At 69.2% G+C, this 23,809-nt stretch carries 22 protein-coding genes; 8 read left to right on the top strand and 14 right to left on the bottom strand.

Annotation, left to right across the window (positions count from 1 at the left end; all coding sequences use genetic code 11):
- Positions 1 to 2: 2 nt before the first annotated feature.
- Together ispF and ispD are read right to left on the bottom strand one after the other, a co-directional pair.
- A complete protein-coding gene (gene ispF / locus AC07OX_RS19770) occupies positions 3 to 494 on the bottom strand; it encodes a 2-C-methyl-D-erythritol 2,4-cyclodiphosphate synthase (protein ID WP_070060518.1) in 492 nt (163 codons plus the stop codon).
- The gene (ispD, locus tag AC07OX_RS19775) at positions 491 to 1,204 is read right to left on the bottom strand and encodes a 2-C-methyl-D-erythritol 4-phosphate cytidylyltransferase (RefSeq protein ID WP_495261623.1); all 714 of its coding nucleotides are present in this window, start codon (positions 1,202 to 1,204) and stop codon (positions 491 to 493) included. Before ispD ends, ispF begins: the two co-directional genes overlap by 4 nt.
- Positions 1,205 to 1,322: 118 nt before the next feature.
- Here ispD and mfd point away from each other — a divergent pair, with 118 nt between their 5' ends.
- From mfd to AC07OX_RS19790, 3 genes are read left to right on the top strand one after another with little or no spacing between them, the layout of a single operon-like run.
- Entirely contained in the window at positions 1,323 to 4,805 is a 3,483-nt protein-coding gene (gene mfd, locus AC07OX_RS19780; protein ID WP_139704648.1) for a transcription-repair coupling factor, read from the top strand.
- Positions 4,802 to 5,515, top strand: a complete 714-nt coding sequence (gene serB, locus AC07OX_RS19785) for a phosphoserine phosphatase SerB (protein ID WP_495261624.1) — start codon at positions 4,802 to 4,804, stop codon at positions 5,513 to 5,515. Before mfd ends, serB begins: the two co-directional genes overlap by 4 nt.
- The gene (locus tag AC07OX_RS19790) at positions 5,512 to 6,576 is read left to right on the top strand and encodes an Ldh family oxidoreductase (protein ID WP_495261625.1); all 1,065 of its coding nucleotides are present in this window, start codon (positions 5,512 to 5,514) and stop codon (positions 6,574 to 6,576) included. The genes serB and AC07OX_RS19790 overlap by 4 nt, the downstream gene beginning before the upstream one ends.
- Before the next feature lie 6 nt (positions 6,577 to 6,582).
- Here the strand turns inward: AC07OX_RS19790 and AC07OX_RS19795 are convergent, their stop codons facing one another.
- Positions 6,583 to 6,909: a DUF6172 family protein gene (locus AC07OX_RS19795; RefSeq protein ID WP_495261626.1), complete on the bottom strand. Its 327-nt coding sequence runs from the start codon at positions 6,907 to 6,909 to the stop codon at positions 6,583 to 6,585.
- 57 nt (positions 6,910 to 6,966) lie between these two features.
- Here AC07OX_RS19795 and AC07OX_RS19800 point away from each other — a divergent pair, with 57 nt between their 5' ends.
- Positions 6,967 to 7,194 carry a hypothetical protein gene (locus tag AC07OX_RS19800; RefSeq protein ID WP_013541760.1) on the top strand — a complete coding sequence of 76 codons (228 nt, stop codon included), beginning with the start codon at positions 6,967 to 6,969 and terminating at the stop codon, positions 7,192 to 7,194.
- Positions 7,195 to 7,203: 9 nt separating this feature from the next.
- Here the strand turns inward: AC07OX_RS19800 and AC07OX_RS19805 are convergent, their stop codons facing one another.
- Positions 7,204 to 8,391, bottom strand: coding sequence for an aminotransferase-like domain-containing protein (locus AC07OX_RS19805; protein WP_495261627.1), 1,188 nt, complete (start codon positions 8,389 to 8,391; stop codon positions 7,204 to 7,206).
- A gap of 175 nt (positions 8,392 to 8,566) precedes the next feature.
- On the opposite strand from AC07OX_RS19805, the gene nth reads away from it, so the two are divergent.
- Positions 8,567 to 9,214, top strand: coding sequence for an endonuclease III (gene nth, locus AC07OX_RS19810; protein ID WP_495261628.1), 648 nt, complete (start codon positions 8,567 to 8,569; stop codon positions 9,212 to 9,214).
- 21 nt (positions 9,215 to 9,235) lie between these two features.
- Positions 9,236 to 10,093 carry an Ivy family c-type lysozyme inhibitor gene (locus AC07OX_RS19815; RefSeq protein WP_495261629.1) on the top strand — a complete coding sequence of 286 codons (858 nt, stop codon included), beginning with the start codon at positions 9,236 to 9,238 and terminating at the stop codon, positions 10,091 to 10,093.
- 10 nt (positions 10,094 to 10,103) lie between these two features.
- Here the strand turns inward: AC07OX_RS19815 and AC07OX_RS19820 are convergent, their stop codons facing one another.
- From AC07OX_RS19820 to AC07OX_RS19835, 4 genes are read right to left on the bottom strand one after another with little or no spacing between them, the layout of a single operon-like run.
- The gene (locus AC07OX_RS19820; protein WP_492741169.1) at positions 10,104 to 10,673 is read right to left on the bottom strand and encodes a histidine phosphatase family protein; all 570 of its coding nucleotides are present in this window, start codon (positions 10,671 to 10,673) and stop codon (positions 10,104 to 10,106) included.
- Positions 10,670 to 11,464, bottom strand: a complete 795-nt coding sequence (locus AC07OX_RS19825) for an adenosylcobinamide-GDP ribazoletransferase (RefSeq protein ID WP_492741170.1) — start codon at positions 11,462 to 11,464, stop codon at positions 10,670 to 10,672. Before AC07OX_RS19825 ends, AC07OX_RS19820 begins: the two co-directional genes overlap by 4 nt.
- Positions 11,461 to 12,504, bottom strand: a complete 1,044-nt coding sequence (gene cobT / locus AC07OX_RS19830) for a nicotinate-nucleotide--dimethylbenzimidazole phosphoribosyltransferase (protein ID WP_495261630.1) — start codon at positions 12,502 to 12,504, stop codon at positions 11,461 to 11,463. The genes AC07OX_RS19825 and cobT overlap by 4 nt, the downstream gene beginning before the upstream one ends.
- Positions 12,501 to 13,967 carry a cobyric acid synthase gene (locus AC07OX_RS19835; RefSeq protein WP_495261631.1) on the bottom strand — a complete coding sequence of 489 codons (1,467 nt, stop codon included), beginning with the start codon at positions 13,965 to 13,967 and terminating at the stop codon, positions 12,501 to 12,503. The genes cobT and AC07OX_RS19835 overlap by 4 nt, the downstream gene beginning before the upstream one ends.
- A 90-nt stretch (positions 13,968 to 14,057) precedes the next feature.
- Here AC07OX_RS19835 and AC07OX_RS19840 point away from each other — a divergent pair, with 90 nt between their 5' ends.
- On the top strand, positions 14,058 to 14,297 hold the full coding sequence (locus tag AC07OX_RS19840; protein WP_495261632.1) for a hypothetical protein: 240 nt from the start codon (positions 14,058 to 14,060) through the stop codon (positions 14,295 to 14,297).
- Between the two features lie 16 nt (positions 14,298 to 14,313).
- Here the strand turns inward: AC07OX_RS19840 and AC07OX_RS19845 are convergent, their stop codons facing one another.
- From AC07OX_RS19845 to AC07OX_RS19860, 4 genes are all read right to left on the bottom strand, one after another.
- Positions 14,314 to 15,777 carry an efflux transporter outer membrane subunit gene (locus AC07OX_RS19845; RefSeq protein ID WP_495261633.1) on the bottom strand — a complete coding sequence of 488 codons (1,464 nt, stop codon included), beginning with the start codon at positions 15,775 to 15,777 and terminating at the stop codon, positions 14,314 to 14,316.
- 25 nt (positions 15,778 to 15,802) lie between these two features.
- The gene (locus AC07OX_RS19850; RefSeq protein WP_495261634.1) at positions 15,803 to 19,075 is read right to left on the bottom strand and encodes an efflux RND transporter permease subunit; all 3,273 of its coding nucleotides are present in this window, start codon (positions 19,073 to 19,075) and stop codon (positions 15,803 to 15,805) included.
- Positions 19,076 to 19,115: 40 nt separating this feature from the next.
- Positions 19,116 to 20,369 carry an efflux RND transporter periplasmic adaptor subunit gene (locus AC07OX_RS19855; RefSeq protein ID WP_487847065.1) on the bottom strand — a complete coding sequence of 418 codons (1,254 nt, stop codon included), beginning with the start codon at positions 20,367 to 20,369 and terminating at the stop codon, positions 19,116 to 19,118.
- 155 nt (positions 20,370 to 20,524) lie between these two features.
- On the bottom strand, positions 20,525 to 21,406 hold the full coding sequence (locus AC07OX_RS19860) for an alpha/beta hydrolase fold domain-containing protein (RefSeq protein ID WP_070060505.1): 882 nt from the start codon (positions 21,404 to 21,406) through the stop codon (positions 20,525 to 20,527).
- A 181-nt stretch (positions 21,407 to 21,587) separates the two neighbouring features.
- Here AC07OX_RS19860 and AC07OX_RS19865 point away from each other — a divergent pair, with 181 nt between their 5' ends.
- Positions 21,588 to 22,502: a LysR family transcriptional regulator gene (locus AC07OX_RS19865; protein WP_159271942.1), complete on the top strand. Its 915-nt coding sequence runs from the start codon at positions 21,588 to 21,590 to the stop codon at positions 22,500 to 22,502.
- 23 nt (positions 22,503 to 22,525) lie between these two features.
- Here AC07OX_RS19865 and AC07OX_RS19870 read toward each other — a convergent pair whose 3' ends face one another.
- Both AC07OX_RS19870 and AC07OX_RS19875 read right to left on the bottom strand, forming a co-directional pair.
- Positions 22,526 to 23,152, bottom strand: coding sequence for an FMN-binding negative transcriptional regulator (locus AC07OX_RS19870; protein ID WP_495261635.1), 627 nt, complete (start codon positions 23,150 to 23,152; stop codon positions 22,526 to 22,528).
- A gap of 167 nt (positions 23,153 to 23,319) precedes the next feature.
- Positions 23,320 to 23,805: a hypothetical protein gene (locus tag AC07OX_RS19875; protein WP_492695993.1), complete on the bottom strand. Its 486-nt coding sequence runs from the start codon at positions 23,803 to 23,805 to the stop codon at positions 23,320 to 23,322.
- Positions 23,806 to 23,809 lie beyond the last annotated feature (4 nt).

A 23,809-nucleotide genomic window follows, 5' to 3' on the forward strand; every position in this document is an offset into this window, starting at 1 on the left:
CGTCAGCGGTGCAGCAGCACCGCGGCGCGGGCTTCCATCGCCCGCCCCTCGCCCACCGGGCCGAGCTTCTCGGCCGTCTTGGCTTTCACATTGACCTGATCGAGCGCAATACCCAGCGTGTCGGCAATGCGCTGGCACATGGCCGGGATGTGCGGCGCCAGCTTGGGCGCCTGCGCGATCACGGTGCTGTCGACGTTGCCGATCTCCCAGCCCGCCGCGCGCACGCGGCGCGCCGCCTCGGCCAGCAGCACGGCCGAATCGGCACCGCGGAACTGGGCGTCGGTGTCGGGAAAATGCCGGCCGATGTCGCCCAGCCCGGCACCGCCGAGCAGCGCGTCGGTGATGGCGTGCAGCAGCACGTCGGCGTCCGAATGCCCGAGCAGGCCGGTGGTGTGCGGCACTTCGATGCCGCCCAGGATGAGCTTGCGCCCCGCCACCAGCTGGTGAACGTCCCAGCCTTCGCCAATGCGGATGTTGAACGGTGTCGTCGTCATGCCATGGCCTTCTTGCGGCCGAGCAGCACCGCCTCGGCCAGTGCGAAATCTTCGGGGAAGGTGACCTTGAAGTTCTGCGCGCTGCCGGGCACCAGCAGCGGCGCCAGACCGAGGGTCTCGATGGCGCTGGCCTCGTCGGTCACCACGTCGCCCACGCGCTCCAGCGCGTCGAGCAGCATGCCGATGCGGAACATCTGCGGCGTCTGGGCCAGCCACTTGTCGGCGCGCGGCAGGGTCTGGGTCGCGCGGCTGTCGGTCGACGAGACCTTCAGCGTGTCGGCCAGCCGCTGCGCCAGCAGGCCGCCGACGGCATCGTGCTCGCAGGCGGCGATCAGCGCCTCGATCTGGCTGGACGTGACCAGGCAGCGCGCCGCGTCGTGCACCAGCACCCAGTCGTGCGGCCCGGCGCCCTTCTGGCGCAGCGCCGCCAGGCCATTGCGCACCGAGGCGGCGCGCGTCAGGCCGCCCACGCGCAGCAGGTATTCGCCGGTCACCGGGAAGCGCGGCAGCGCCGTCTGCACCTCGCGGTCGTCGGGCGACACCACCACGGCCACGCCCGCGAAACGCCCGGCCAGCGCGCGGAACGCGTCCACCGTGTGGGCCACCATCGACTGGCCCGCCAGGCGCCGGTACTGCTTGGGCTGCGCGCCGCCGGCGCGGTGGCCGGAACCGGCACAGGGGATCAGCACGTAGAAACGGGAAGAAGACATGGAGGGTGCGGCACGGGCCGATGGCCGACAAGCGGATAAGGGGCCGCCATTCTAGAATTGACATTCGCACACCCCTCGCCGTCCGGCGCGGGGTGTCGTGCATTTTTCGAACCGCTCCATGGACCTCCCCCTTCTCCCGGCGGGCAAGCGTTTCACGCTGCCGCGTCCCCCGTTGTCGGCCGATGCGCTGATGCTGGCCCAGCTCGGCATGCGCGAGAAGGCCGCGGGTCGCGCCACCGCGATGTTCACAGCCGACGCGAACGACGCCCAGCGGCTCATCGACGAAATCGCCTTCTTCGCGCCCGAGCTGCGCTGCGCCCTCTTCCCCGACTGGGAAACGCTGCCCTACGACAGCTTCTCGCCGCACCAGGACCTGATCAGCGAGCGCCTGGCCACGCTGTGGCGCATCAGCCAGAAAGAGGCCGACGTGGTGCTGGTGCCTGCCACCACCGCGCTGTACCGGCTGGCGCCGCCGGCCTTCCTGGCCGGCTACACCTTCCAGTTCAAGGCCAAGCAGAAGCTGCAGGAGTCCAAGCTCAAGGCGCAGCTCACGCTGGCCGGCTACAGCCACGTGACGCAGGTCGTGAGCCCGGGCGAATACGCGGTGCGCGGCGGCCTGATCGACCTGTTCCCGATGGGCTCGCCGGTGCCGTTTCGCGTCGATCTGTTCGACGACGAGATCGACTCCATCCGCACCTTCGACCCCGACACCCAGCGCAGCCTGTACCCCGTGCCCGAGGTGCGCCTGCTGCCGGGCCGCGAGTTCCCGATGGACGACGACGCCCGCGCGCGCTTTCGCAGCCGCTGGCGCGAACTGCTCGAGGGCGACCCGACCAAGAGCCGCATCTACAAGGACATGGGCAACGGCGTGGCCACCGCCGGCATCGAGTACTACCTGCCGCTGTTCTTCGACGAGACGGCCACGGTGTTCGACTACCTCGGCCCCGACGCCACCGTCGTGCTGCACGGCGACCTGGAACCCGCGTTCCAGCACTTCTGGCAGGACACCAACGAGCGCTACCGCCTGGTGCAGGGCGACCCCGAGCGCCCCGCGCTGCCGCCCGACGCGCTGTTCCTCAACGCCGAGCAGTTCTACCAGCGCGCCAAGCCGCACGCGCAGCTCGCGATTCGCGGCGACATCGCCACCGATGCGCCCTACGCCGAGTTCGACAAGCTGCCGCCCTTCGCTGTGGTGCGCGGCGCGGAAGACCCGCTGGTCGGCCTGAAGGCCCACATCGCCGCCACGCCGCACCGCGTGCTGCTGATCGCCGAGAGCGACGGCCGCCGCGAGAGCCTGCTCGACTTCCTGCGCGCCAGCGGCGTGAACCCGCCGGCCTTCGACTCGCTGGCCGAGTTCGAAGCCTCGGGCGACGAAAAGATCGGCATCGCCACCGCCGCGCTGGCCTCGGGCTTCGCATGGCGCGAACAGGCGATCGACTTCGTCACCGAGACCGAACTGTTCGCCACCGCACCCACCACGCGCCGGCGCAACAAGAAGCAGGAACAGGTCAGTGACGTCGAAGCGCTGATCAAGGACCTGTCCGAACTCAACGTGGGCGACCCCGTGGTCCACAGCGCGCACGGCATCGGCCGCTACCGCGGCCTGATCCACATGGACCTGGGCCAGGGCACGGGCGCCGACGGCAAGCCGCTGCTGCAGGAAATGCTGCACCTGGAGTACGCCGACAAGGCCACGCTCTACGTGCCCGTGAGCCAGCTGCACCAGATCAGCCGCTACACCGGCGTGAGCGCCGACGAGGCGCCGCTGCACAAGCTGGGCTCCGGCCAGTGGGAAAAGGCCAAGCGCAAGGCCGCCGAACAGGTGCGCGACTCGGCCGCCGAGCTGCTCAACATCTACGCCCGCCGCGCCGCGCGCGAAGGCCATGCCTTCCGCTACTCGCCGGCCGACTACGAGGTGTTCGCCAACGACTTCGGCTTCCAGGAAACCGCCGACCAGAAGGCCGCGATCCACGCCGTGGTGCAGGACATGATCTCGCCCCAGCCGATGGACCGCCTCGTGTGCGGCGACGTGGGCTTCGGCAAGACCGAGGTCGCGCTGCGCGCTGCCTTCATCGCCGTCACCGGCGGCAAGCAGGTCGCCTTTCTCGCGCCGACCACGCTGCTGGCCGAGCAGCATTACCAGACGCTGGTCGACCGTTTCGCCAAGTGGCCCGTGAAGGTGGCGGAGATGAGCCGCTTCCGCTCGGCCAAGGAAATCACGGCCGCCGCCAAGGGCCTGGCCGAGGGCCAGGTCGACATCGTGGTCGGCACGCACAAGCTGCTCTCGCAGTCGGTCAAGTTCAAGAACCTGGGCCTGCTGATCATCGACGAGGAGCATCGTTTCGGCGTGCGCCACAAGGAGGCGATGAAGGCGATGCGCGCCGAGGTCGATGTGCTCACGCTCACCGCCACGCCGATTCCGCGCACGCTGGGCATGGCGCTCGAAGGCCTGCGCGACCTGAGCGTGATCGCCACCGCGCCGCAGCGCCGCTTGGCCATCAAGACCTTCGTGCGCAACGAGGGCACGGGCGTGATCCGCGAGGCCGTGCTGCGCGAACTGAAGCGCGGCGGGCAGGTGTACTTCCTGCACAACGAGGTCGAGACCATCGAGAACCGGCGCCAGAAGCTCGAAGAAATCCTGCCCGAGGCCCGCATCGCCGTGGCCCACGGCCAGATGCCCGAACGCGAGCTGGAGCGCGTGATGCGCGACTTCGTGGCCCAGCGCTACAACATGCTGCTGTGCTCGACCATCATCGAGACCGGCATCGACGTGCCCACCGCCAACACCATCGTGATGAGCCGCGCCGACAAGTTCGGCCTGGCGCAGCTGCACCAGCTGCGTGGTCGCGTCGGTCGCTCGCACCACCAAGCCTATGCCTACCTCATGGTGCCCGACACCGAAGGCCTGACCAAGCAGGCCTCGCAGCGGCTCGAGGCGATCCAGCAGATGGAAGAGCTGGGCTCGGGCTTTTACCTCGCGATGCACGACCTGGAAATTCGCGGCACGGGCGAGGTGCTCGGCGAGAACCAGAGCGGCAACATGATGGAGATCGGCTTCCAGCTCTACAACGAGATGCTCAGCGAAGCCGTGCGCTCGCTCAAGGCCGGGCAGGAGCCCGACCTGCTCTCGCCGCTGTCGGTCACGACCGAGATCAACCTGCACGCCCCCGCCCTGCTGCCCGACGACTACTGCGGCGACGTGCACCTGCGGCTGTCGTTCTACAAGAAGCTCGCCACCGCGAAGACGCCCGACCAGATCGACACGCTGCTCGAAGAAATCGTCGACCGCTTCGGCAAGCTACCGCCGCAGGCCCAGACGCTGATCGACACGCACCGCCTGCGCGTGCTCGCGCGGCCCTACGGCGTGGTGAAGGTCGATGCGGCGCCGGGCATCATCAACATCACCTTCCGCAAGGACGCGCCGGTGGACGGCATGGCCATCATCCAGCTGATCCAGAAGAACAAGCACATCAAGCTCGCCGGCAACGAGAAGCTGCGCATCGAGCGCGAACTCAAGGAGCCGAAGGACCGCGCCCAGATGGTGCGCGACGTGCTGCGCAGCCTCGGACAACCCCTCGTCAAGGAAACCGCCCCCGCATGAGCGCTACGACAGAAATCTCTCCCGGCCTCGTCCTCCAGCGCGTGAAGCCGCCGCTGAAGCTCGCCGACTTCAAGCTGATCGCGTTCGACATGGACTCGACGCTGATCAACATCGAATGCATCGACGAGATCGCCGATGCCGTCGGCAAGAAGGCCGAGGTGGCCGCGATCACCGAAGCCACGATGCGCGGCGAGATCAAGGACTTCAAGGAAAGCCTGCGCCGCCGCGTGGCGCTGCTGCAGGGCGTGCCCGTGGCCGCGTTGCAGCAGGTGTACGACGAGCGCCTGAAGCTCAACCCCGGCGCCACCGAGCTGGTCACCGCGTGCAAGAAGGCGGGCCTCAAGGTGCTGCTGGTGTCGGGCGGCTTCACCTTCTTCGCCAACCGCGTGAAGGACCGCCTGGGCATCGACTTCGCACGCTCCAACCTGCTCGACGAAGCCGACGGCCAGCTCACCGGCCAGGTCGTGACGCAGAGCTGGGGCGACATCTGCGACGGCGCCGAAAAGCGCCGCACGCTGCTCGAAGTGGCCTCGCTCATGGGCATCTCGCCGCAAGAGACCATCGCCGTGGGCGACGGCGCCAACGACCTGCCGATGATGGGCGAGGCCGGGCTGTCGGTGGCCTATCACGCCAAGCCGAAGGTGCGCGAGCAGGCCATGGTGGCGATCAACGAAGGCGGGCTCGACCGCGTGCTGGAAATCCTGAAATGACCGACGCCGCCCCGCTGTACCGCGCCGACGCGCTGCGCGACTACGCCAGCGCCCTGCTGCAGAAGGCGGGGCTCGCGGCCTCGATGGCCGACAGCGTGGCACGCACGCTGGTCGAAGGCGACCTGCTGGGCCACGACACGCACGGCCTCGCGCTGCTGGCCGGCTATGTGAAAGAAATCGAATCGGGCGGCATGACGCGCGACGGTGCGCCCGAGGTGCTGTCCGACCGCCCTGCCGCCGTGCTCTGGGACGGCAAGCGCCTGCCCGGCCCCTGGCTCATGGACCAGGGCATGGACCTGCTGGTGCCGCGTGCGCGCGAGCTGGGCACCGCCTCGCTCGTGATCCGCCGCAGCCACCACATCGCCTGCCTCGCGGTCTACATGCTGCGCGCGCTGCAGGAAGACATGCTGATGCTGCTGGCCTGCTCCGACCCCAACACGGCCAGCGTCGCGCCCTTCGGCGGCACGCAGGCGGTGTTCACGCCGAATCCGCTGGCCATGGGCTTTCCGCTGTCGCAGGGCGGCGTGATGGTCGACATCTCGGCCTCGATCACCACCAACGGCATGAGCAACCGCAAGCGCGCGGCCGGCGAGACCTTCGCCGAGGAATGGCTCATCGACGCCTCCGGCAAGCCGTCGAACAACCCGCAGGTGCTGTTCGACCAGCCGCCCGGCACGCTGCTGCCCGTGGGCGGCCTGAGCCACGGCCACAAGGGCTACGGCATGGCGCTGCTGGTCGAGACGCTCACGGCCGGCCTCGCGGGCCACGGCCGCGCCGACCCGCCCGAAGGCTGGGGCGCGACCGTGCACCTCACGCTGCACGACCTGCACGCCTTCGGCGGCAAGGAGGCCTTCCTGCGCCAGATGGACCACGTGGCCGAGAAATGCCGCGACAACGCGCCCATCGACCCGGCCAGGCCTGTGCGGCTGCCGGGTGAAGGCGGGTTGAAGCGTCGGGAAGCGCAATCGGCGAACGGGGTGCGGCTGCACCCGTCGATTGCGCGCTCGCTGCAGGAAGCGGAGCAGCGGCATGGCCTGCGGCTGGCGCAGGCGCTGATCTGACGGGGCTTATTCCTCGTCGTCGTTCTCGGTGTGCTCGGGTGCGCCCGCGGGCCGCGGCTGGCGCTTGCCGGGCTTGGCCAGGATCTCGATGTAGAACTGCTTGCCGCCCTCTTTCACCACACCGTCGATGAGGCCGGTGATGGCCGTGAGGTGGATGGTTTCGGCGGATTCCTGGGCGGCGCCGAACCGGCAGTCGAAGTCCCAGAAGTCGGCGCCTTCGGGCAGGTCGCGGCGGCGCTCGCGCTTGATGTACTTGCGGATCTCGTGCTTGACGGCTTCGAGGAGACGGTCGGGGTGCTTGCCCTCGACCTGAAGCTGGAAGGTTTTTCTCATGGGTGATGGTAACCCGCTGTGTAAAGTCGGCGGTTCAAATGGAAAGCAGGTGAAGACATGGCACGCGCAAACGACTGGGCAAGCAAGGTGATGGCATTGGTGAACGGCGGCAACGCCCCGGCGGCCATTGCGCAGATCAAGGTCGCGCCGTCGGTCAAGGACCTGAAGGCACTGCAGACCATCATGACGCTCTCCAAAATGAAAGGCCGCTATCCGAACGTGGATGCGGCCATTTCAGACAACCTGGACCTGCTGGCGGCGCCCCGCCTGCACCGGTCCCCCTGAACGTCGGCGTTACAGGGCCTGGCCGAGGCGCTTCACGCCTTCTTCGATCTTCTCGATGTCAGCCGTCGCAAAGCTCAGGCGCAGCGTCGCCACATCGGGCTTCTCGGCGAAGAACGGCGCGCCGGGCACGAAGGCCACCAGCTTCTCGATCGCACGCTTGGCCAGTTCGTTGGCATCGGCCAGCTTGCCGTTGGCGCCCGTCAGGCGTGCCCAGAAGAACAAACCGCCGTTGGGCTGCGTGAAGCTCACCGCATCGCCCAGCTCGCGCGTCAGCGCAGCGCCCATGGCCTGCGCGCGCTGGCCGTAGACCTCGCGCACATGCGCCAGCGTGCCGGGCATGCGGCCGCTCTTGAGGTACTGCGCGGCCGTCGCCTGCGCGAAGGTGCTGGTGTGGGCATCGCTGAACTGCTTGCACATCGTGGCCTTGGCCAGCAGCTCGGGCGGCGCGATCATCCAGCCGATGCGCAGGCCGGGGCTGAGCACCTTGCTCAGGCTGCCGCAATGCGCCAGCAGCTCACGGCTGCCGGGTACGTCCTTGCTCAGCGACATGATCGACGGCGGCGGCGCCTCGCCGAAGTACAGGTCACCGTAGGGATCGTCCTCGACGATCAGCGTCTGGTACTTCACGGCCAGCTCGAGCACCTTCTTGCGACGCTCCAGCGTCAGCATCGCGCCGCTGGGGTTGCCGAAGGTGGGGATCAGGTAAACGAACTTGGGCTTGTGCTCCGCGATGAGCTTTTCGAGCTCGTCGGTCTTCACGCCGTTGGCGTCGATGGGCGCGCTGATGAGCTGCGCGCCGTACAGGCGGAAGCACTGGATCGTGGCCAGGAAGGTCGGGCCTTCGACGATCACCTTGTCGCCGGGCGAGATCATGGTCTTGCCCAGCAGGTCCAGCGCCTGCTGGCTGCCGGTGGTGACGATCAGGCCGCTCGGGTCCACGTCGACGCCCTTGGTCTTCATGAACGCCGAGAGCTGGTTGCGCAGCGGCTCGTAGCCTTCGGTGGCGCCGTACTGCAGGGCCCCGCCGGCTTCTTCGGTGAGCGCCTTCTGGCTCGCCTCCTTCAGGCCCTCGACGTCGAACATGGCGCTGTCGGGAAAGCCGCCCGCAAAACTGATGATGCCGGGCTTGCCCAGCAGCTTGAAGAGTTCGCGGATGGCGGAGGTTTCGACGTTGTCGAGGCGGGAGGCGAATTGCATGGTCAGTCTCACTTTCTGGGCGTCATTGTCGCGAAAGCCCGGGCAGGAAAGCTGCGTAGGGCCATGGCTTTTCGACGATATATTGCATCCATCGCCGCAAACGCCGGTGCTCGCCCTGCCTTCCACGGCATGCGCCCCGCGAGCCCCTTGCAATGAACGGCGGCCCCCACGACCCATGAAAAAATCCGACATCCCCCTCTTCTTCGCCACCCTGCAGGCCGCCAACCCCGAGCCGCGCACGGAGCTCGAATACACCACGCCCTTCGAGCTGCTGGCCGCCGTGCTGCTGTCGGCGCAGGCCACCGACGTGGGCGTGAACAAGGTGACGCGCCGGCTGTATCCGGTGGCGAACACGCCGCAGGCGATCCTCGACCTCGGGGTGGAAGGGCTGGAGTCGTACATCAAGACGATCGGGCTGTACCGCAGCAAGGCCAAGCACCTGATGGAGGCTTGCCGCATGCTGGTCGAGCTACATGGCGGCGAGGTGCCGCGCACGCGCGCCGAGCTCGAGGCGCTGCCGGGCGTGGGGCGCAAGACGGCCAACGTGGTGCTCAACGTGGCCTTCGGCGAAGAGACGATCGCGGTCGACACGCACATCTTTCGCATCGGCAATCGCACCGGGCTTGCGCCCGGCAAGACGCCGCTGGACGTGGAACTCAAGCTCGAAAAGCGCATCCCACCCGAATTCCGCCTGCACGCGCATCATTGGCTGATCCTGCATGGGCGCTATGTCTGCGTGGCGCGCAAGCCGCGCTGCTGGGAATGCGCGGTCTCCACCTTCTGCTCGTTCAAGCCCAAGACGCCGGCCCCCAAGACCGCGTGAGCGGCATCACACACATCGCACATGACGACGACAACGATTTTCAAGAAGACGCCTTCCACCGCCCTCCTCTTTCTCGCAGCGCTGTGCAGCGCGGGCGCCGCCTGGTCGCGTGACGGCGTGCTGCCGCCGGAGACGATGGCGCTCTACGGCGGGCGCTGGTCCGCCAACTGCGCCGACGCAGCGGCACCGACGCTGCAGGTGCGCGAGGACATGCTGATCGCCGAGCGCGGCAAGCGCCGCGTGGTCGGCCGTCAGCCGGACACGGCCCACAGCTTCTTCGGCAACCAGCCGCCACCGCCGAACTTCGACGTGGCGCTGATGAGCCGCGTAGGCAAGGGCGACAACGCGATGATGAATTTCCTGGTCTTTCGCGATGCGCGCGGCCAGTCGATCACGCTGAAGGCCGACAAGCCGGTCGTGGGCCAGCTGGGGCCGGAGCTGATGAAGCCGCGCTACTGGCGCTGCGACGGTCCGGCGCGCGCCGCGGCGCCGCCCGCCGAACCCGCGACCGCCGCCCCCAAGCCGCCGGCACCCGCCACGGGCAGCCCGGCCGCCCTCGCCCGGGGCCCCGCGATGGACAAGGCCTGGCGCGCCGCGCTGGGCACACGGGAAGCTGAACGCTGGCTGGTGCGCCGCGAAGGCCCGTCGCCCGAGCCGCAATGGGTGACGGTGGACGGCACGCGCTACCTGCTGCACGCCTTCTGCAAGCCGCACGACTGCTACGACCACAATGCCATCGCGCTCTACGACCAGGGCTCGGGCCGCCTCTATGGCCTGGTGCAGCGCAACGGGCAGAACCAGCTCCTGGGTGGCCCGTCGCCGCAGTTCGCGGGGCAGCTCGACCGGCTCTGGCGCGAGCAGTGGCGCGCCAAGAACTGACGAGTTCCCCTCAGGTCGGCGCGGCGACCACGCGCCAGTCGCCGAAAGCCGCCGCGTCGTTGGGCCATTGATCGGCCCGCTCCGGGCACGACACGCCTTGCGACAGCAACTGCACCGCGCGCAGCACGCCGGCATGCGTGACCCACAGCGCGTCGGCGCCGGTCGCCAGCCAGTCGGCGTGCGCCGAGGCCACGCGATGCATGAAGACGCGCACGCTCTCGCCATTGCCTCCTGCGGGGGCATCCGCAAAGCGATTCGTCCAGGCCTCGAACTCTTCGCGGGCCACGGCCGACCACAGGCGCCCTTCCCAAGCGCCGAAACTCATCTCGGCCAGCCGCGCATCGCGGCGCACCGACAGATCGGGCCGCAGCGCGACGATGGCGTCCGCCAGCATGGCGCAACGCCGCAGTGGCGAACTCCACAGCGCGATGCCGACCGGCAGCACCGCGGCGATGCGCGCAGCGGCGGCCTGCGTGCCGTCCGCGTGGGCGTCGAGGTCGGTCGCGCCGTAGCACAAGCCCGCCGGCGCGACCACCGGCGCGTGGCGCTGCAGCCAGAGCTGGGCGGTCGCGGTGCTCATGCCTTCCACGCCAGCACGAGGTAGATCGCCAGTTCGCACACCTGCTGCGTGGCACCAAGCCCGTCGCCCGTGAAGCCCTGCAGCCGACGCACGAAAAGCCGCGCCATCCAGCCACCGGCAAACACCAGCGCCAAGAGCGCCGCGCCCACGTGCACCGCGTCGTGCGCGCACAGCAGCAGCGCCACGGCGGGCGCGGCCCAGAGCACGGCGACGAGCAGCGCACCGCCGCTGATGGCGTCGGCCAGCGGCTTGGCCTTGCTGCCGCTGCTGTCGCCCACATAGGGCAGCCAGCGGATCAGGAACAGCGGCGCCAGCCGCGACAGCACGTGCGCCCCGACGATGGACACCGCCGCCACGTCCAGCCCGCGCGCGGCGAGTGCGGCGAGCAGGCCGAACTTCAGGCTCAGCGCCAGCACCAGCGCGACCGCGCCGAAAGCGCCGATGCGCGAGTCCTTCATGATCTCCAGCGCGCGCTCGCGGCTGGCCGAACCGCCGAGGCCGTCGGCCACGTCGGCCAGGCCGTCTTCGTGAAAAGCGCCCGTGAGCATCACGGTGGCGACGGTGCTCAGCACGGCCGCGACCAGCGCCCCTGCCACGCCCGGCAGGCCCGCCCCCACAGCGACGAACACCGCCGCCGCCACCCCACCCACGATCCAGCCGATGGCCGGCAGGTGCGCCGCGGCGGCGCGCAGCATCTGCGGGCTGAAGCCGACCCAGTCGGCGAGTTTTCCCGTCACCGGCACGCGGGTGAAGAACTGGACGGCCAGCAGGAAGTGGCGCACGCCGTTCATTGCTGGCGCGACACGCCCGCCGATTCGAAGCTCGCCATCTCGCGCAGGATGCGGCAGGCCGATTCGAGCAGCGGCCACGCCAGCGCGCCGCCCGAGCCTTCGCCCAGGCGCAGGTCGAGGTTCAGCAAAGGCTCGAGCCCGAGGTGCTTCAGCAGCAGCGTGTGCCCCGGCTCGGCCGAGCTGTGCGCCGCCACGCAGCGCTGCGTCACCTGTGGGCGGATCGCCTGGGCGACCAGCACGGCGGCGCTGGCGATGAAGCCATCGACCACGATCACGCGCCGCTCCTGCGCCGCCTGCAGCACCGCGCCGACCAGCGTCGCCACCTCGAAGCCGCCGAACGCGGCCAGCGCGTCGAGCGGCGCGGTCGCGCCCGCGTGCAGGGCGAGCACCTCGCGCAGCACCTCGCGCTTGCGCGCGAGGCCATCGGCATCGAGCCCCGTGCCGGCGCCGGTGCACAGGCCAATGTCCAGCCCGGCCAGGCGCGACAGCAGCAGCGCCGCGGACGAGCTGTTGCCGATGCCCATTTCGCCGAGCAGCAGCGCGTTGCCCGGCAGCGCGCGCACGACCTCGCGGCCGTTGGCGATGGCCTGGGTGCACTGTTCGGGCGTCATGGCGGGGCCGGCCGAGGCGTCGGCCGTGCCGGCGCCGATGCGCCGCGACACGAGGCCGGGTCGCGGTTGAAAGTCGCGCCGCACGCCGCAATCGACCACCGTGAGCGCCAGGCCGTGCTGGCGCGCCAGCACGCTGACGGCCGCGCCGCCGGCCAGGAAGTTCTCGACCATCTGCCAGGTCACGTCGCTCGGGTAGGCCGACACACCGCGCGCCGCCAGCCCGTGGTCGCCCGCGCACACCAGCATCTGCGGCGCATCGAGCACCGGCTGCTCGGTGCCCAAGATCGTGCCGATACGCAGCGCCAGCGCCTCAAGACGGCCCAGCGCGCCGACGGGCTTGGTCTTGTTGTCGAGCGCGGCCTGCAGGCGCGCCGCGAGTGCGGCGTCGGCGATGTCTGGAATGGCAGGGATCAAATCGGTGTCGGTCATGCGATCAAGCCGGCGAGCACGCCGGCGTCGAAGTGGGTGTCGATGAAGTCGGCCAGGCCGTCGAAGGTGGCGTCCAACGTGGGCGCCGTGGTGCCGAACAGCGCCTGCAGCGCGGCCGGGTCTTCGAACAGGCCGTGCAAATAGAGGCCCAGCACGTTGCCGCGCGTGTTCTGCCAGGCCAGGCCCTCGGGCATCACGGCGCGGCCGTCGTGGGCCAGTTGCGGGTGGGCGGCCGTCTGGCCATGGTGGATTTCGTAGCCGGCGATGCGCACGCCCGCCAGCGCGGACCAGGGGCCGGCCACGAGATCGCCGGAAAAGGTCGCCTCGCGGTGCCGCACGGTCTTCTCGCGCTCGAACACGGTCACCAGCGGCAGCAGCCCGAGCCCGGGTGCGTTGCCGTCGATGCCATGCGGATCGACCAGCGCCTCGCCCAGCATCTGCAGCCCGCCGCACACGCCCAGCACCGCGCCGCCGCGCCCGGCATGCTCGGCCACGGCGCGGTCCAGCCCCTGCGCGCGCAGCCAGGCCAGGTCGCCGCTCGTGTGCTTGGAGCCCGGCAGCACGATCCAGTCGGCGCCGGCCACGTCGGCCGGCGTGCGGGCCCAGACCAGGCGCACGCCGGGCACGTTCTTCAGCGCCTGGAATTCGTCGAGGTTGCTCAGGCGCGGGTACGCGACCACCGCCACGGTGCGCGTGACCACGCCGCTGGCGCGGCTGCGGTCGTCGAACACGCCGTCTTCCTCGGGCAGGCCGTGCTGCCACCACATGGGCAGCGTGGCCACGGTGGGCACGCCGGTCAGCGCCTGCAGCTGCTGCGGCGCGGGCGCCAGCAGCGACGCATCGCCCCGGAACTTGTTGAGCACGAAACCATGGATGAGCGTCCGGTCAGCCTCGGGCAGCAGCGCCCAGGTGCCGTACAGGTGGGCGAAGGCGCCGCCGCGGTCGATGTCGGTCGCCAGCAGGCAGCGCGCCTGGGCGTGGCGGGCGACGCGCAGGTTGACGATGTCGCTGGCCATGAGGTTGATCTCGGCCGGCGACCCGGCGCCTTCGATGACGACCACGTCGTTCTCGGCGCGCAGTTCGTCGAAGGCCTGCGCGATCTGCGGCCAGACGCGCTCGCTGCGCCCGCGCCACGGCAGGGTCGACAGCGCCTCGTTCACCTGCCCCATCAGCACCACCTGGCTGTGGGTGTCGCGCTCGGGCTTGAGCAGCAGCGGGTTCATGCGCACGTCAGGCACGGCGTGGGCGGCCAGGGCCTGGAAGTACTGGGCGCTGCCGATCTCGCCGCCCTCGACCACGCGGGCGTTGTTGCTCATGTTCTGCGCCTTGAACGGCGCCACCCGCAGCCCCTGGCGGGCATACCACCGGCACAGCGCGGTGGCCAGCCAGCTCTTGCCGGCGCCGCTGGTGGTGCCCAGGACCATGACGCAGCGCGCCGGCCCGCTTGTCGCTCTAGAACTCATCCGGGGATTGTCGTTGAGCGCCGAACTGAAACCGGAAGGCCGACTCAGACGTAATAAGGATGAGGCCTCTCAGGGCCGCACCGGAAAATCATGTCCGCCCTCAACGATCTGGCGCTGACGGTCGAGGAACGCGAGCCGGGCCGGTTCTACTGGCTCCTGCTCGAAGCCGTCCACGACACCGGCAGCACCTCCGACACGCTCGGCTACCGGCCGCTGCGGTTGGCTGCGCGCCCGCAATCCAGCTATTCGAGTGCGCTCGCGCTGGGCGCGGTGGCGCTGAAACAGGCCGCCGCTACGGCGACGCATCCGGGCCCGGGCGATCGCGCCTGAGCCCGGAAGAGCCCGATCAGCGGGTCGCCACCTTCTCGGCGGCCGGCACTTCCCAGCCGCCGCCGATGGCGCGGATCAGCCCCACCGTCGCCTGGTACTGGGCCGACTTCACCTGCAGCGCCTGGCGCCGGTTGCGCAGCTCGCTGCGGCGCGCGTCGAGCAGGTCGAGCTGGCTCACGTAGCCGTTGCGGTAGCGCGTGTCCGACAGGCTGGTGGCGCGCTGCGCCGAGGTCACGGCCTGCGCCTGCACCACGGACTGTTCCTGCAGGATGCGGATGGCGGCCAGTTGGTCTTCGACCTCCTGGAACGCCACCAGCACCTGCGAGCGGTAGCTGGCCAGTGCGCCGTCGAGCTGGGCGTTGGCGCCCTGCACGCCGGCCTCGCGGCGCCCGCCGTCGAAGATCGGCAGCGACAGCAGCGCACCCACGCCCCACGAGCGGGCCGACCACTTGAAGAGGTCGCCGATCTCGGGCGAGGCGTAGCCGGCCGCGCCGGTCAGCGAGATGTTCGGGAACCACGCGGTCTGCGCCACGCCCACGCGGGCCTGCGCCGCCATGACGGCGCTCTGCGCGGCCGACACGTCGGGCCGGCGCGTGAGCACGGTGGACGGCACGCCCGGCGGGATCACCGGCAGCGCGGTGCCCCAGTCGTCGGGCCGCATGCCGAAGCTGGAGGCCGAATCGCCCACCAGCACGGCCAGCGCATGTTCCACCTGGGCACGCTGACGGTCGAGCGCGAGCGCGTCCGATTCGGTGGACGACACCTCGGTCTGCACGCGCGCCACGTCGAGCTCGGCGATGTCGCCGGCCTGCTGGCGGCGCTGCGTCAGGCGCAGCGTGTCGCGGTAGGCGGCGACCGATTCGCGCACCAGCACGCGCTCGGCGTCGAGCGCGCGCAGCTGCAGGTAGGTCTGCGCCACTTCGGCCTGCACCGCGAGTCGGGTGCTCTGCAGCAGCGCCTCGCGGCCGGCCGCGTCGAGCTTGGCCGCATCGGCCGCGCCCGAGAGGCGGCCGAACAGGTCGACCTCGTACGAGAACGTGGCACCGATGTTGGTCATGGTGCCCGGCCGGGTGCTGGCCGTGGCCTTGTCCAGGCCCGCACCGCGGTTGGCGCCGGCACCCAGGCCGATCTGCGGCAGGCGGTCGGCCTGGGCGCTGCGCGCCAGCGCGCGGGCCTCGGCCAGCCGCGCGGCGGCGGCCTGGATGTTGGTGTTGTCGACCTCGGCGCGCTGGATCAGCGTGTTGAGCACCGGGTCGTTGAACGCCAGCCACCACTCGCCGCGCGGTTGCGCCTCGGCGGGCGTGGCCCGGGTGAAGCCGGCCGGGGCCGTGGCACCCGGCTGTTCCTTGAACTGCGCCGCGGTCGGCACCGTGGGCATGCCCGAAGGCACGCTGGCGCAACCGGCCAGCACCAGGGCCGCCACCAGCGGCAGCACGGAGGCGCGCAAGGGGCGCATCAGGGTTGGGATTGCGAATGTCATGGACAACCTTCTTTCTTCTTGTCGATCAGTCATGCGCGCCATGCGAGGGGCGCGGCGAGGCCGGCACCGGGTGCAGACCGCCACCACCGCCACCGTGCGAAGGCACCACCGGATGGTCGGCCGACACGAAGTCGTCGCCGTGCGGCACTTCGCCGTGCAGCTTGAGCGGCCGGTTGCCCGCCAGGCGGCGCATCAGCACATAGAACACCGGCGTCAGGAACAGGCCGAAGGCCGTCACGCCGATCATTCCGGCGAACACCGCCACGCCCATCGCCTTGCGCATCTCGGAGCCCGCGCCGGTCGAGAGCACGAGGGGCAGCACACCCATCACGAAGGCCAGCGAGGTCATCAGGATCGGGCGCAGGCGCAGGCGGCTGGCTTCGATCGCGGCCTGGATGGGCGTGCGTCCGGCGAACTCCAGCTCCCGTGCGAACTCCACGATCAGGATCGCGTTCTTCGCACTCAGCCCCACCAGCACGATCAACCCGATCTGCGTGAAGACGTTGTTGTCGCCTCCCGAGATCCACACGCCCGCCATCGCGGCCATGATGCCCATCGGCACGATCAGGATGATCGCGATCGGCAGCGTCAGGCTTTCGTACTGCGCGGCCAGCACCAGGAACACCAGCAGGATCGCCAGCGGGAACACCAGGAAGGCGGAGTTGCCGGCCAGGATTTCCTGGTAGGTCAGCTCGGTCCACTCGAAGCTCACGCCCTTGGGCAGCGTCTCGGCCGCGATCTTGGTGATCACGTCCTGCGCCTGGCCCGACGAATAGCCGGGGGCCGGGCCGCCGTTGATGTCGGCGGCCAGGTAGCCGTTGTAGCGCATGGCGCGTTCCGGGCCGAAGGTCGAGTTGACCTTCATCAGCGCGGCCAGCGGCACCATCTCGCCAGAGGTCGAGCGCACCTTCAGCATGCCCACGTCTTCGGCACGGGCGCGGTACGGCGCATCGGCCTGGACGCGCACGGAGTACGTGCGGCCGAACTTGTTGAAGTCGTTGGCGTACAGGCTGCCCAGGTAGATCTGCATCGTGTCGAAGATGTCCGTCACCGGCACGCCGAGCTGGCGCGCCTTGGTGCGGTCGATGTCGGCGTACAGCTGCGGCACGTTGACCTGCCAGCTCGTGAACATGCCCGTCAGTTCAGGCGCTGCATACGCTTTGGCCATGAAGGCCTTCACCGCGACGTCCATCTGGTCGTAGCCGACCGAGGCGCGGTCTTCGATCTGCAGCTTGAAGCCGCCGGTCGTGCCCAGGCCTGCCACCGGCGGCGGCGGGAACATCACGATGAACGCGTCCTGGATGCTCGAGAACGCACCGTTGAGCTGGCCCGCCACCGCACCACCGCTCTGGTCGGCGCGCTTGCGCTGGTCGAAGGGCTTGAGCGTGGCGAACACGATGCCCGAGTTCGAGCTGTTGGTGAAGCCGTTGATCGACAGGCCCGGGAAGGCAATGGCGTCTTCCACGTTCGGGTTCTTCTTCATGATCTCGCCCATGCGGGTGATCACCTCTTCCGTGCGGTCGAGCGTGGCGCCGTCGGGCAGCTGGGCAAAACCGATGAGGTACTGCTTGTCCTGCGCCGGCACGAAGCCGCTGGGCACCGCCTTGAAGAGGCCGAAGGTCACGCCGACCAGCGCCAGGTAGATCACCAGCATCAGCGTCTTGCGCGAGATCACGCGCTTGACACCGCCGCTGTAGGCCTCGGAGCCGCGATGGAAGAACTTGTTGAAGCCGCGGAACAGCCAGCCAAAGGCCTTGTCCATGCCGCGCGTCAGGGCGTCCTTCGGCTGGTCGTGGCCGCGCAGCAGCAGTGCTGCCAGGGCCGGCGACAGCGTCAGCGAGTTGATGGCCGAGATCACCGTCGAGATCGCGATGGTCACCGCGAACTGCTTGTAGAACTGGCCCGTGAGACCGCTGATGAACGCCAGCGGCACGAACACGGCCACGAGCACCAGGGCGATCGCAATGATGGGGCCCGACACTTCGCGCATCGCGCGGTACGTGGCTTCACGCGGTGTGAGCCCCGCCTCGATGTTGCGCTCGACGTTCTCCACCACCACGATGGCGTCGTCCACCACGATGCCGATCGCCAGCACCAGCCCGAACAGGCTCAGCGCGTTGATCGAGAAACCGAGGACGTGCAGCACCGCGAAGGTACCGATCACCGACACCGGCACAGCCAGCAGCGGAATGATGGAGGCGCGCCACGTTTGCAGGAACAGGATCACCACCAGCACCACCAGCGCGATGGCTTCGAGCAGCGTGTGGATCACCGATTCGATCGATGCGCGCACGAACTGCGTCGGGTCGTAGGCGATGCGGTATTCCAGGCCTTCCGGCATGTTCTTGTTCAGCTCTTCCATCGTCTTGCGAACGTTGGACGAGATGTCGAGTGCGTTGGAGCCCGGTGCCTGGAACACGCCCATACCGACGGCCGGGTCGTTGTTCAGCAGCGAACGCAGCGAGTAGTCGGCGGCGCCCATTTCGAGGCGGCCGATGTCGCGAAGGCGCGTGACGGCGCCGTCGGTGCCGCTCTTGACGATGATGTCGCCGAACTCTTCTTCGCTCTGCAGGCGCCCTTGCGCATTGATCGACAGCTGCATGTCCACGCCCGACAGGCCCGGCGATGCGCCGACCACGCCGGCCGCGGCCTGCACGTTCTGGCCACGAATGGCAGCCACCACGTCGGAAGCCGAGAGGCCACGCTGCGCGACCTTCTGCGGGTCGAGCCAGACGCGCATGGAGTAGTCACCGCCGCCGAAGATCTGCACCTGGCCCACGCCTTCGATGCGCGCGAGCGGGTCCTTCACGTTCAGCACCGCGTAGTTGCGCAGGTAGTTGATGTCGTAGCGGTTGTTCGGCGAGACGAGGTGGACCACCATCGTCAGGTCGGGTGCGCTCTTGACGGTCGTGATGCCCAGGCGCCGCACTTCCTCGGGCAGGCGCGGCTCGGCTTGCGAGACGCGGTTCTGCACCAGCTGCTGGGCCTTGTCGGGATCGGTGCCGAGGCGGAAGGTGACCGTGAGCGTCATCACGCCGTCGGTCGTCGCCTGGCTGCCCATGTAGAGCATGCCTTCGACGCCGTTGATCTGCTCTTCGAGCGGCGTGGCCACCGTTTCAGCGATCACCTTGGGGTTGGCGCCGGGGTACGTTGCGCGCACCACCACCGAAGGCGGCGCGACTTCGGGGTACTCCGAGATCGGCAGACCGCGCAGCGCAATCAGGCCGGCGATCAGCATCAGTAGCGACAGCACGCCGGCAAAGATCGGCCTGTCGATGAAGAATTTTGAGAGATTCATGTTGGTTCTCCGGCGGGCGCCAGGGCGCCCTCCTCCGAAATCAGGACTTCGCGGCCTCGGCCACGCGTTCCGGTTGTTGTTGCTTCGTATCGAGCTTGGCGTCCATGGTCACGGTCTGCGGCACCACCAGCGCACCCGGGCGGATGTGCTGCAGGCCGTTCACCACCACGCGGTCGCCGGCCTTCAGGCCCTTGCTCACCACGCGCAGGCCGTTGATGGGCGCGCCCAGCGTCACCTCGCGGTACATGGCCTTGTTGTCGTCGCCCACGACCATCACGAACTTCTTGTTCTGGTCGGTGCCGATGGCACGCTCGCTCACCAGCAGCGCGGTGTCGTTGCGGGCCTGGCCCATGCGGATGCGGGCGAACTGGCCGGGAATGAGCGCGCCGTCCTTGTTGTCGAACGAAGCGCGCACACGCACGGTGCCGCTGCGGGCGTCGACCTGGTTGTCGATCAGCTGCAGCTTGCCGGTGAAGGGCGTGCCCTCGAGACCAGCGGTGCCCATCTGCACGGGGATCGTGTCGATCTGGCCACGGGCGCCGGCGTTGGCCGGCAGGTCCTTCAGCGCGCGGGTGATGACCTGCTCGTCGGCGTCGAAGCTCGCGTAGATCGGGCTCACCGACACCAGCGTGGTCAGCACGGGTGCGCCGGGGCCGGCGGCCACCAGGTTGCCCACGGTCACCTCGAGCTTGCCGATGCGGCCCGAGACCGGTGCGCGCACCTGGGTGTAGCCCAGGCTCAGGCGTGCGGTCTGCAGCGAGGCTTGCGCGGCGCGCAGGTTGGCTTCGGCTTCGCGGCCGGCGTTCACGCGCTCGTCCAGTTCACGCTGCGCGATGGCCTGCTCGTCCCACAGGCGGCGGGCACGTTCCTGCTCGCTGCGGCTGAAGGCCTGGCGGGCTTGGGCCGACGCCACCTGCGCTTCGGCACGCTCCACCTCGGCGGCGTACGGCGCCGGGTCGATGGTGATGAGCAGGTCGCCCTGCTTCACCAGCGCGCCTTCGCGGAAGTGCACCGCCTGCACCGCGCCTGCCACGCGGGAGCGCACGTCGACGCGCTGCACGGCTTCGAGCCGGCCCGAGAACTCGTCCCAGGCGTTGATCTCGCTCGACGCCACGGTGGCGACCGACACCGGGGTGCCCTGTTGCGCGGCGACCGGGGCGGTGGCCTCGGCCTTGAAGCTGTACATGCCCACCACCGCGGCGGCCACGGCCAGCACCGCGGTGAGGCCGGTGACGGCGGGCCACAGGCTCTTGCGGGCGGCGGAAGACAGCGTGTGTTCGTTCTTGTTCGACATGATGGTTCGTCCTTCTCGATGACTTTTTCGGGATGCAACAGGCCATCCCGGCGCCGGCGGCGTCAGGAGGCGGAATTCGGAGAACAGAAAGCCCTGCCACCCGCCTCGGTGGAGGCGGCGGCTTGGTTCAGGGGGCGGAGCGGACCCTCGCGGGCCTAGCTGGGCTCAGGGACCGCCGGGGGCGGTGTGGTGGCGCTGAAGAACTCGCGGAAGTGCTGCTGCACGCTGGCTTCGCAGGATGCGCATCCCACGGCCTCGGTGTCGTACAGGGCCTTGGGCCAGTTGTCGGCGCCGGTCAGCACGCTGCTCGTGACCTCGATGCCGGCCGAGCGCAGGCGGCCCGCGAAGGTCATGGCCTCGTCGCGCATCGCGTCGTCGGGCCCCACCAGCACCAGCGCCGGCGCCAGGGCGGCCAGCCGCAGCGATCCGCTCGGCACCGCATAGGGGTGCGTGGCGTTCGACGGACAGCTCAGGTACTTGGCCCAGCCCGTGGCCCAGCGGCATTCGGCGGCGTCGTTGGTCGCATTGCGCAGCGAGGCGGTGCCGGCGCACGGGTCGAGCATCGGCGACAGCAGGATCTGGCCTGCCAGCGGCGGATGGGCGCGGTCGCGGGCCACCAGGGCCACGCTGGCCGCCAGGTTGCCGCCGGCCTCTTCGCCGGCCAGGTACACCTGGGCGCCCTTGCCGCCGAGCTTCACGCGCTGCTTGTAGAGCCATTCGAGCGCCGCATAACCCACCTCGACCGGCTCCGGGAACGGGGCTGCCGGGGCCAGCGGGTAGTCGAGCGAGACCACCACCGCACCCGCGCCGGCCAGCAGCCGGGCCACGTTGCGGCCGTTGTCCAGGTTGCCGCAGATGAAGGTGCCGCCATGGAAATGCAGCACCAGCGGCACGGTCTCGCCCCGCGGACGCTGACCGTAGACACGGGCAGCCACGGGCTCGCGGCCGGGCAGCTCGATCGACAGATCGGACTCCACGCCTTGCGCCGCGGCAAGCGCAGCAGCTTCAGCGGACCGGGACGATGGACGGGGTGACATGGGCGACCTCAGGGGGATGGGCGATGGTTGAAATATAAGGCGCTACAAGCGCGTTGAAACAGGAAACACGGCCCTACTCTGTTTCCAAACGGAGAACAATCGGGCATACCGTAGGGGCGCATTCCTTGTGTGAGAATCCGCCTCCTTCCGGCATACGCCGGTCTCCCTGAACAGGCATTCGATGGATCAAATCCAGGCAATGCGGATCTTTGTCCGCGTGGTCGAAGCCGGCACCTTCACCCGTGCCGCCGACTCTCTGGCCCTGCCCAAGGGCACCGTCACCAAGCAGATCCAGGCGCTGGAATCGCGCCTGCGCGTGAAGCTGCTCAACCGCACGACGCGGCGCGTCACCGTCACGCCCGACGGCGCCGCCTACTTCGAGCGCGCCGCGCGGCTGCTGAACGACTTCGACGACATGGAAGCCAGCATGACGAACGCGCAGGCCAACCCCACGGGGCGGCTGCGCATCGACGTGGGCACCTCGGTGGCGCAGCAGATCATCCTGCCCAACCTGGCCAGCTTCTGCGACCGCTACCCCGACATCCAGGTCGACCTGGGCGTGAGCGACCGCACCGTCGACCTGATCAGCGACAACGTCGACTGCGTGATCCGCGCCGGCGAGCTCAGCGACCAGTCGCTGGTGGCCCGCCGCATCGGCACCCTGCACTTCGTCACCGTGGCCTCGCCGGCCTACATCAAGCGCTATGGTGCGCCGCAGCATCCGAACGACATCGAGAAGCGCCACCACGTCGTGAGCTACTTCTCGGGCACCACCCGGCGCGTGTACCCGCACGAGTTCAAGAAGGGCGACGAGTACATCGAACTCAACGGCCCCTACCGCGTGTCGGTCAACGAGAGCAATGCGCACATGACGGCGGTGCTCGCGGGCTTCGGCCTGTCGCAGTGCATCACCTTCACCGCCGAGCCGCTGCTGGAAAGCGGCGAACTTGTCGAAGTGCTGGCCGACTGGCAGCGCGACCCGCTGCCGATCCACGTGGTGTACCCGCCGAACCGGCACCTGAGCGCGAAGGTGCGGGCGTTTGTGGACTGGGCGGCGGAGCTGTTTGCGAAGAATCCGCGGTTGCAGCGGCGCTGAGGGGCGCCTTTCCCGGCCTCCTCTCAGGGCTGGATCAGCGCTGCCAGCGCACGTGCCGGCAGCGATTCTTCTCGGGACAGGTGCTCGACCAGGCTGCGCCGGTCGGCCTCGGTGCGCTGCTGCGAGAGAAAGCGCTTGCCGCTCAGCGCGAGGATGTCGACCTCGAACCCGACCAGCCGCTGCAACGCGTCGTCGACGAACTCGGGCGATGCATCGGCGAGCGACCAAGGCTCGTCGCGCCCCGCTTCCTGCGACCGCGTCAGCGCTTCGAGGTGCGAGCGCAGCCAGGCGGCGTCTTCGATGAACCGCAAGCGGCCCGTCGCCTGCACCGCGATGTAGTTCCAGCTCGGCGCCAATCGCCCGCTGCGCTGGCCGTTGACGTACCAGCGCGGGGAGATGAACGCGTTCGGGCTCTGGAAGACGACGGTGACGTCACAACCATGTCGCGCTTCGCTGCTCCACAGCGCATGGCTGCGGGCCACATGACCTGCCAACACACCGTGGGCCCCGCGATCGATCACCTCCAGCGGCAGCAGGTTGGCATCGACCGCCCCGCCCGCAACCGTGAAGAGCGTGGCCAGCGGGTAGGCGCGCATGAGCCGGTGAAGCTCGTCGCGCGCCTCGATGGCGAAGAGGGGCTGGATGTGCACGGGGGAGGCCTTTCGGGGGATCGATGCGCGTCGAGTATTGCGCCGCGTCAGGCTTTCCTCCGTCGCCTGGGCGATTCGTGTTGCCGGCGAGGTGGTCTCAAGGCTTCACGAAGAAGGTCGACGGCCGCCCGCCAACAGTTGCAGCACGGAACGGATGATCGGCCGCTCTACTTGCTCACCGGGCTCGACCGGGCCGTGTCCGGGAACGAGACCGTCGTACCGCTCTCGTCTTCGATCCATCCACGCCACGTGCCGCGGCCCCACGATGTCTTGACTTCATACTGGATCACGTAGGCCTTCCCAGCGTGCGCGACGAACTTCATGGGGATGGTGCTCGCCTGGAATTGCGGGTGCGTCCTGAGCCCGACCACCACGGCGTGCTCGCCGGGCACTATTTCCCAGCGGTCCACGGGCAGAAGCACATGGGGCACTCTTTCTCCATCGATCGAGTGAAAGTAGGACGCTCCGCGCGGCCCAGACTTGACGACGGCAAGGCTGGAAAGCGGAGCCGTCTCGGTGCCAGGCGCGCGGTACGGCGCTGCGGCGCAGCCAGCGAGCATCACTGCGGCGGCCGATGCGAAAGCCGCAAGGGCTTTGAAATTTCCATGCATGCTGATCTCGCTGTCTTGCATCACTGTGGGCTTGGGGTCCATAGGC

The organism is Variovorax sp. GW821-FHT09D07, from assembly GCF_059416345.1.

Bases quoted from the DNA above. Each gene is read 5' to 3' on its own strand.
- ispF (WP_070060518.1), bottom strand. From the start codon at position 494: ATGACGACGACACCGTTCAACATCCGCATTGGCGAAGGCTGGGACGTT.
- ispD (WP_495261623.1), bottom strand. From the start codon at position 1,204: ATGTCTTCTTCCCGTTTCTACGTGCTGATCCCCTGTGCCGGTTCCGGC.
- mfd (WP_139704648.1), top strand. From the start codon at position 1,323: ATGGACCTCCCCCTTCTCCCGGCGGGCAAGCGTTTCACGCTGCCGCGT.
- serB (WP_495261624.1), top strand. From the start codon at position 4,802: ATGAGCGCTACGACAGAAATCTCTCCCGGCCTCGTCCTCCAGCGCGTG.
- AC07OX_RS19790 (WP_495261625.1), top strand. From the start codon at position 5,512: ATGACCGACGCCGCCCCGCTGTACCGCGCCGACGCGCTGCGCGACTAC.
- AC07OX_RS19795 (WP_495261626.1), bottom strand. From the start codon at position 6,909: ATGAGAAAAACCTTCCAGCTTCAGGTCGAGGGCAAGCACCCCGACCGT.
- AC07OX_RS19800 (WP_013541760.1), top strand. From the start codon at position 6,967: ATGGCACGCGCAAACGACTGGGCAAGCAAGGTGATGGCATTGGTGAAC.
- AC07OX_RS19805 (WP_495261627.1), bottom strand. From the start codon at position 8,391: ATGCAATTCGCCTCCCGCCTCGACAACGTCGAAACCTCCGCCATCCGC.
- nth (WP_495261628.1), top strand. From the start codon at position 8,567: ATGAAAAAATCCGACATCCCCCTCTTCTTCGCCACCCTGCAGGCCGCC.
- AC07OX_RS19815 (WP_495261629.1), top strand. From the start codon at position 9,236: ATGACGACGACAACGATTTTCAAGAAGACGCCTTCCACCGCCCTCCTC.
- AC07OX_RS19820 (WP_492741169.1), bottom strand. From the start codon at position 10,673: ATGAGCACCGCGACCGCCCAGCTCTGGCTGCAGCGCCACGCGCCGGTG.
- AC07OX_RS19825 (WP_492741170.1), bottom strand. From the start codon at position 11,464: ATGAACGGCGTGCGCCACTTCCTGCTGGCCGTCCAGTTCTTCACCCGC.
- cobT (WP_495261630.1), bottom strand. From the start codon at position 12,504: ATGACCGACACCGATTTGATCCCTGCCATTCCAGACATCGCCGACGCC.
- AC07OX_RS19835 (WP_495261631.1), bottom strand. From the start codon at position 13,967: ATGAGTTCTAGAGCGACAAGCGGGCCGGCGCGCTGCGTCATGGTCCTG.
- AC07OX_RS19840 (WP_495261632.1), top strand. From the start codon at position 14,058: ATGTCCGCCCTCAACGATCTGGCGCTGACGGTCGAGGAACGCGAGCCG.
- AC07OX_RS19845 (WP_495261633.1), bottom strand. From the start codon at position 15,777: ATGACATTCGCAATCCCAACCCTGATGCGCCCCTTGCGCGCCTCCGTG.
- AC07OX_RS19850 (WP_495261634.1), bottom strand. From the start codon at position 19,075: ATGAATCTCTCAAAATTCTTCATCGACAGGCCGATCTTTGCCGGCGTG.
- AC07OX_RS19855 (WP_487847065.1), bottom strand. From the start codon at position 20,369: ATGTCGAACAAGAACGAACACACGCTGTCTTCCGCCGCCCGCAAGAGC.
- AC07OX_RS19860 (WP_070060505.1), bottom strand. From the start codon at position 21,406: ATGTCACCCCGTCCATCGTCCCGGTCCGCTGAAGCTGCTGCGCTTGCC.
- AC07OX_RS19865 (WP_159271942.1), top strand. From the start codon at position 21,588: ATGGATCAAATCCAGGCAATGCGGATCTTTGTCCGCGTGGTCGAAGCC.
- AC07OX_RS19875 (WP_492695993.1), bottom strand. From the start codon at position 23,805: ATGGACCCCAAGCCCACAGTGATGCAAGACAGCGAGATCAGCATGCAT.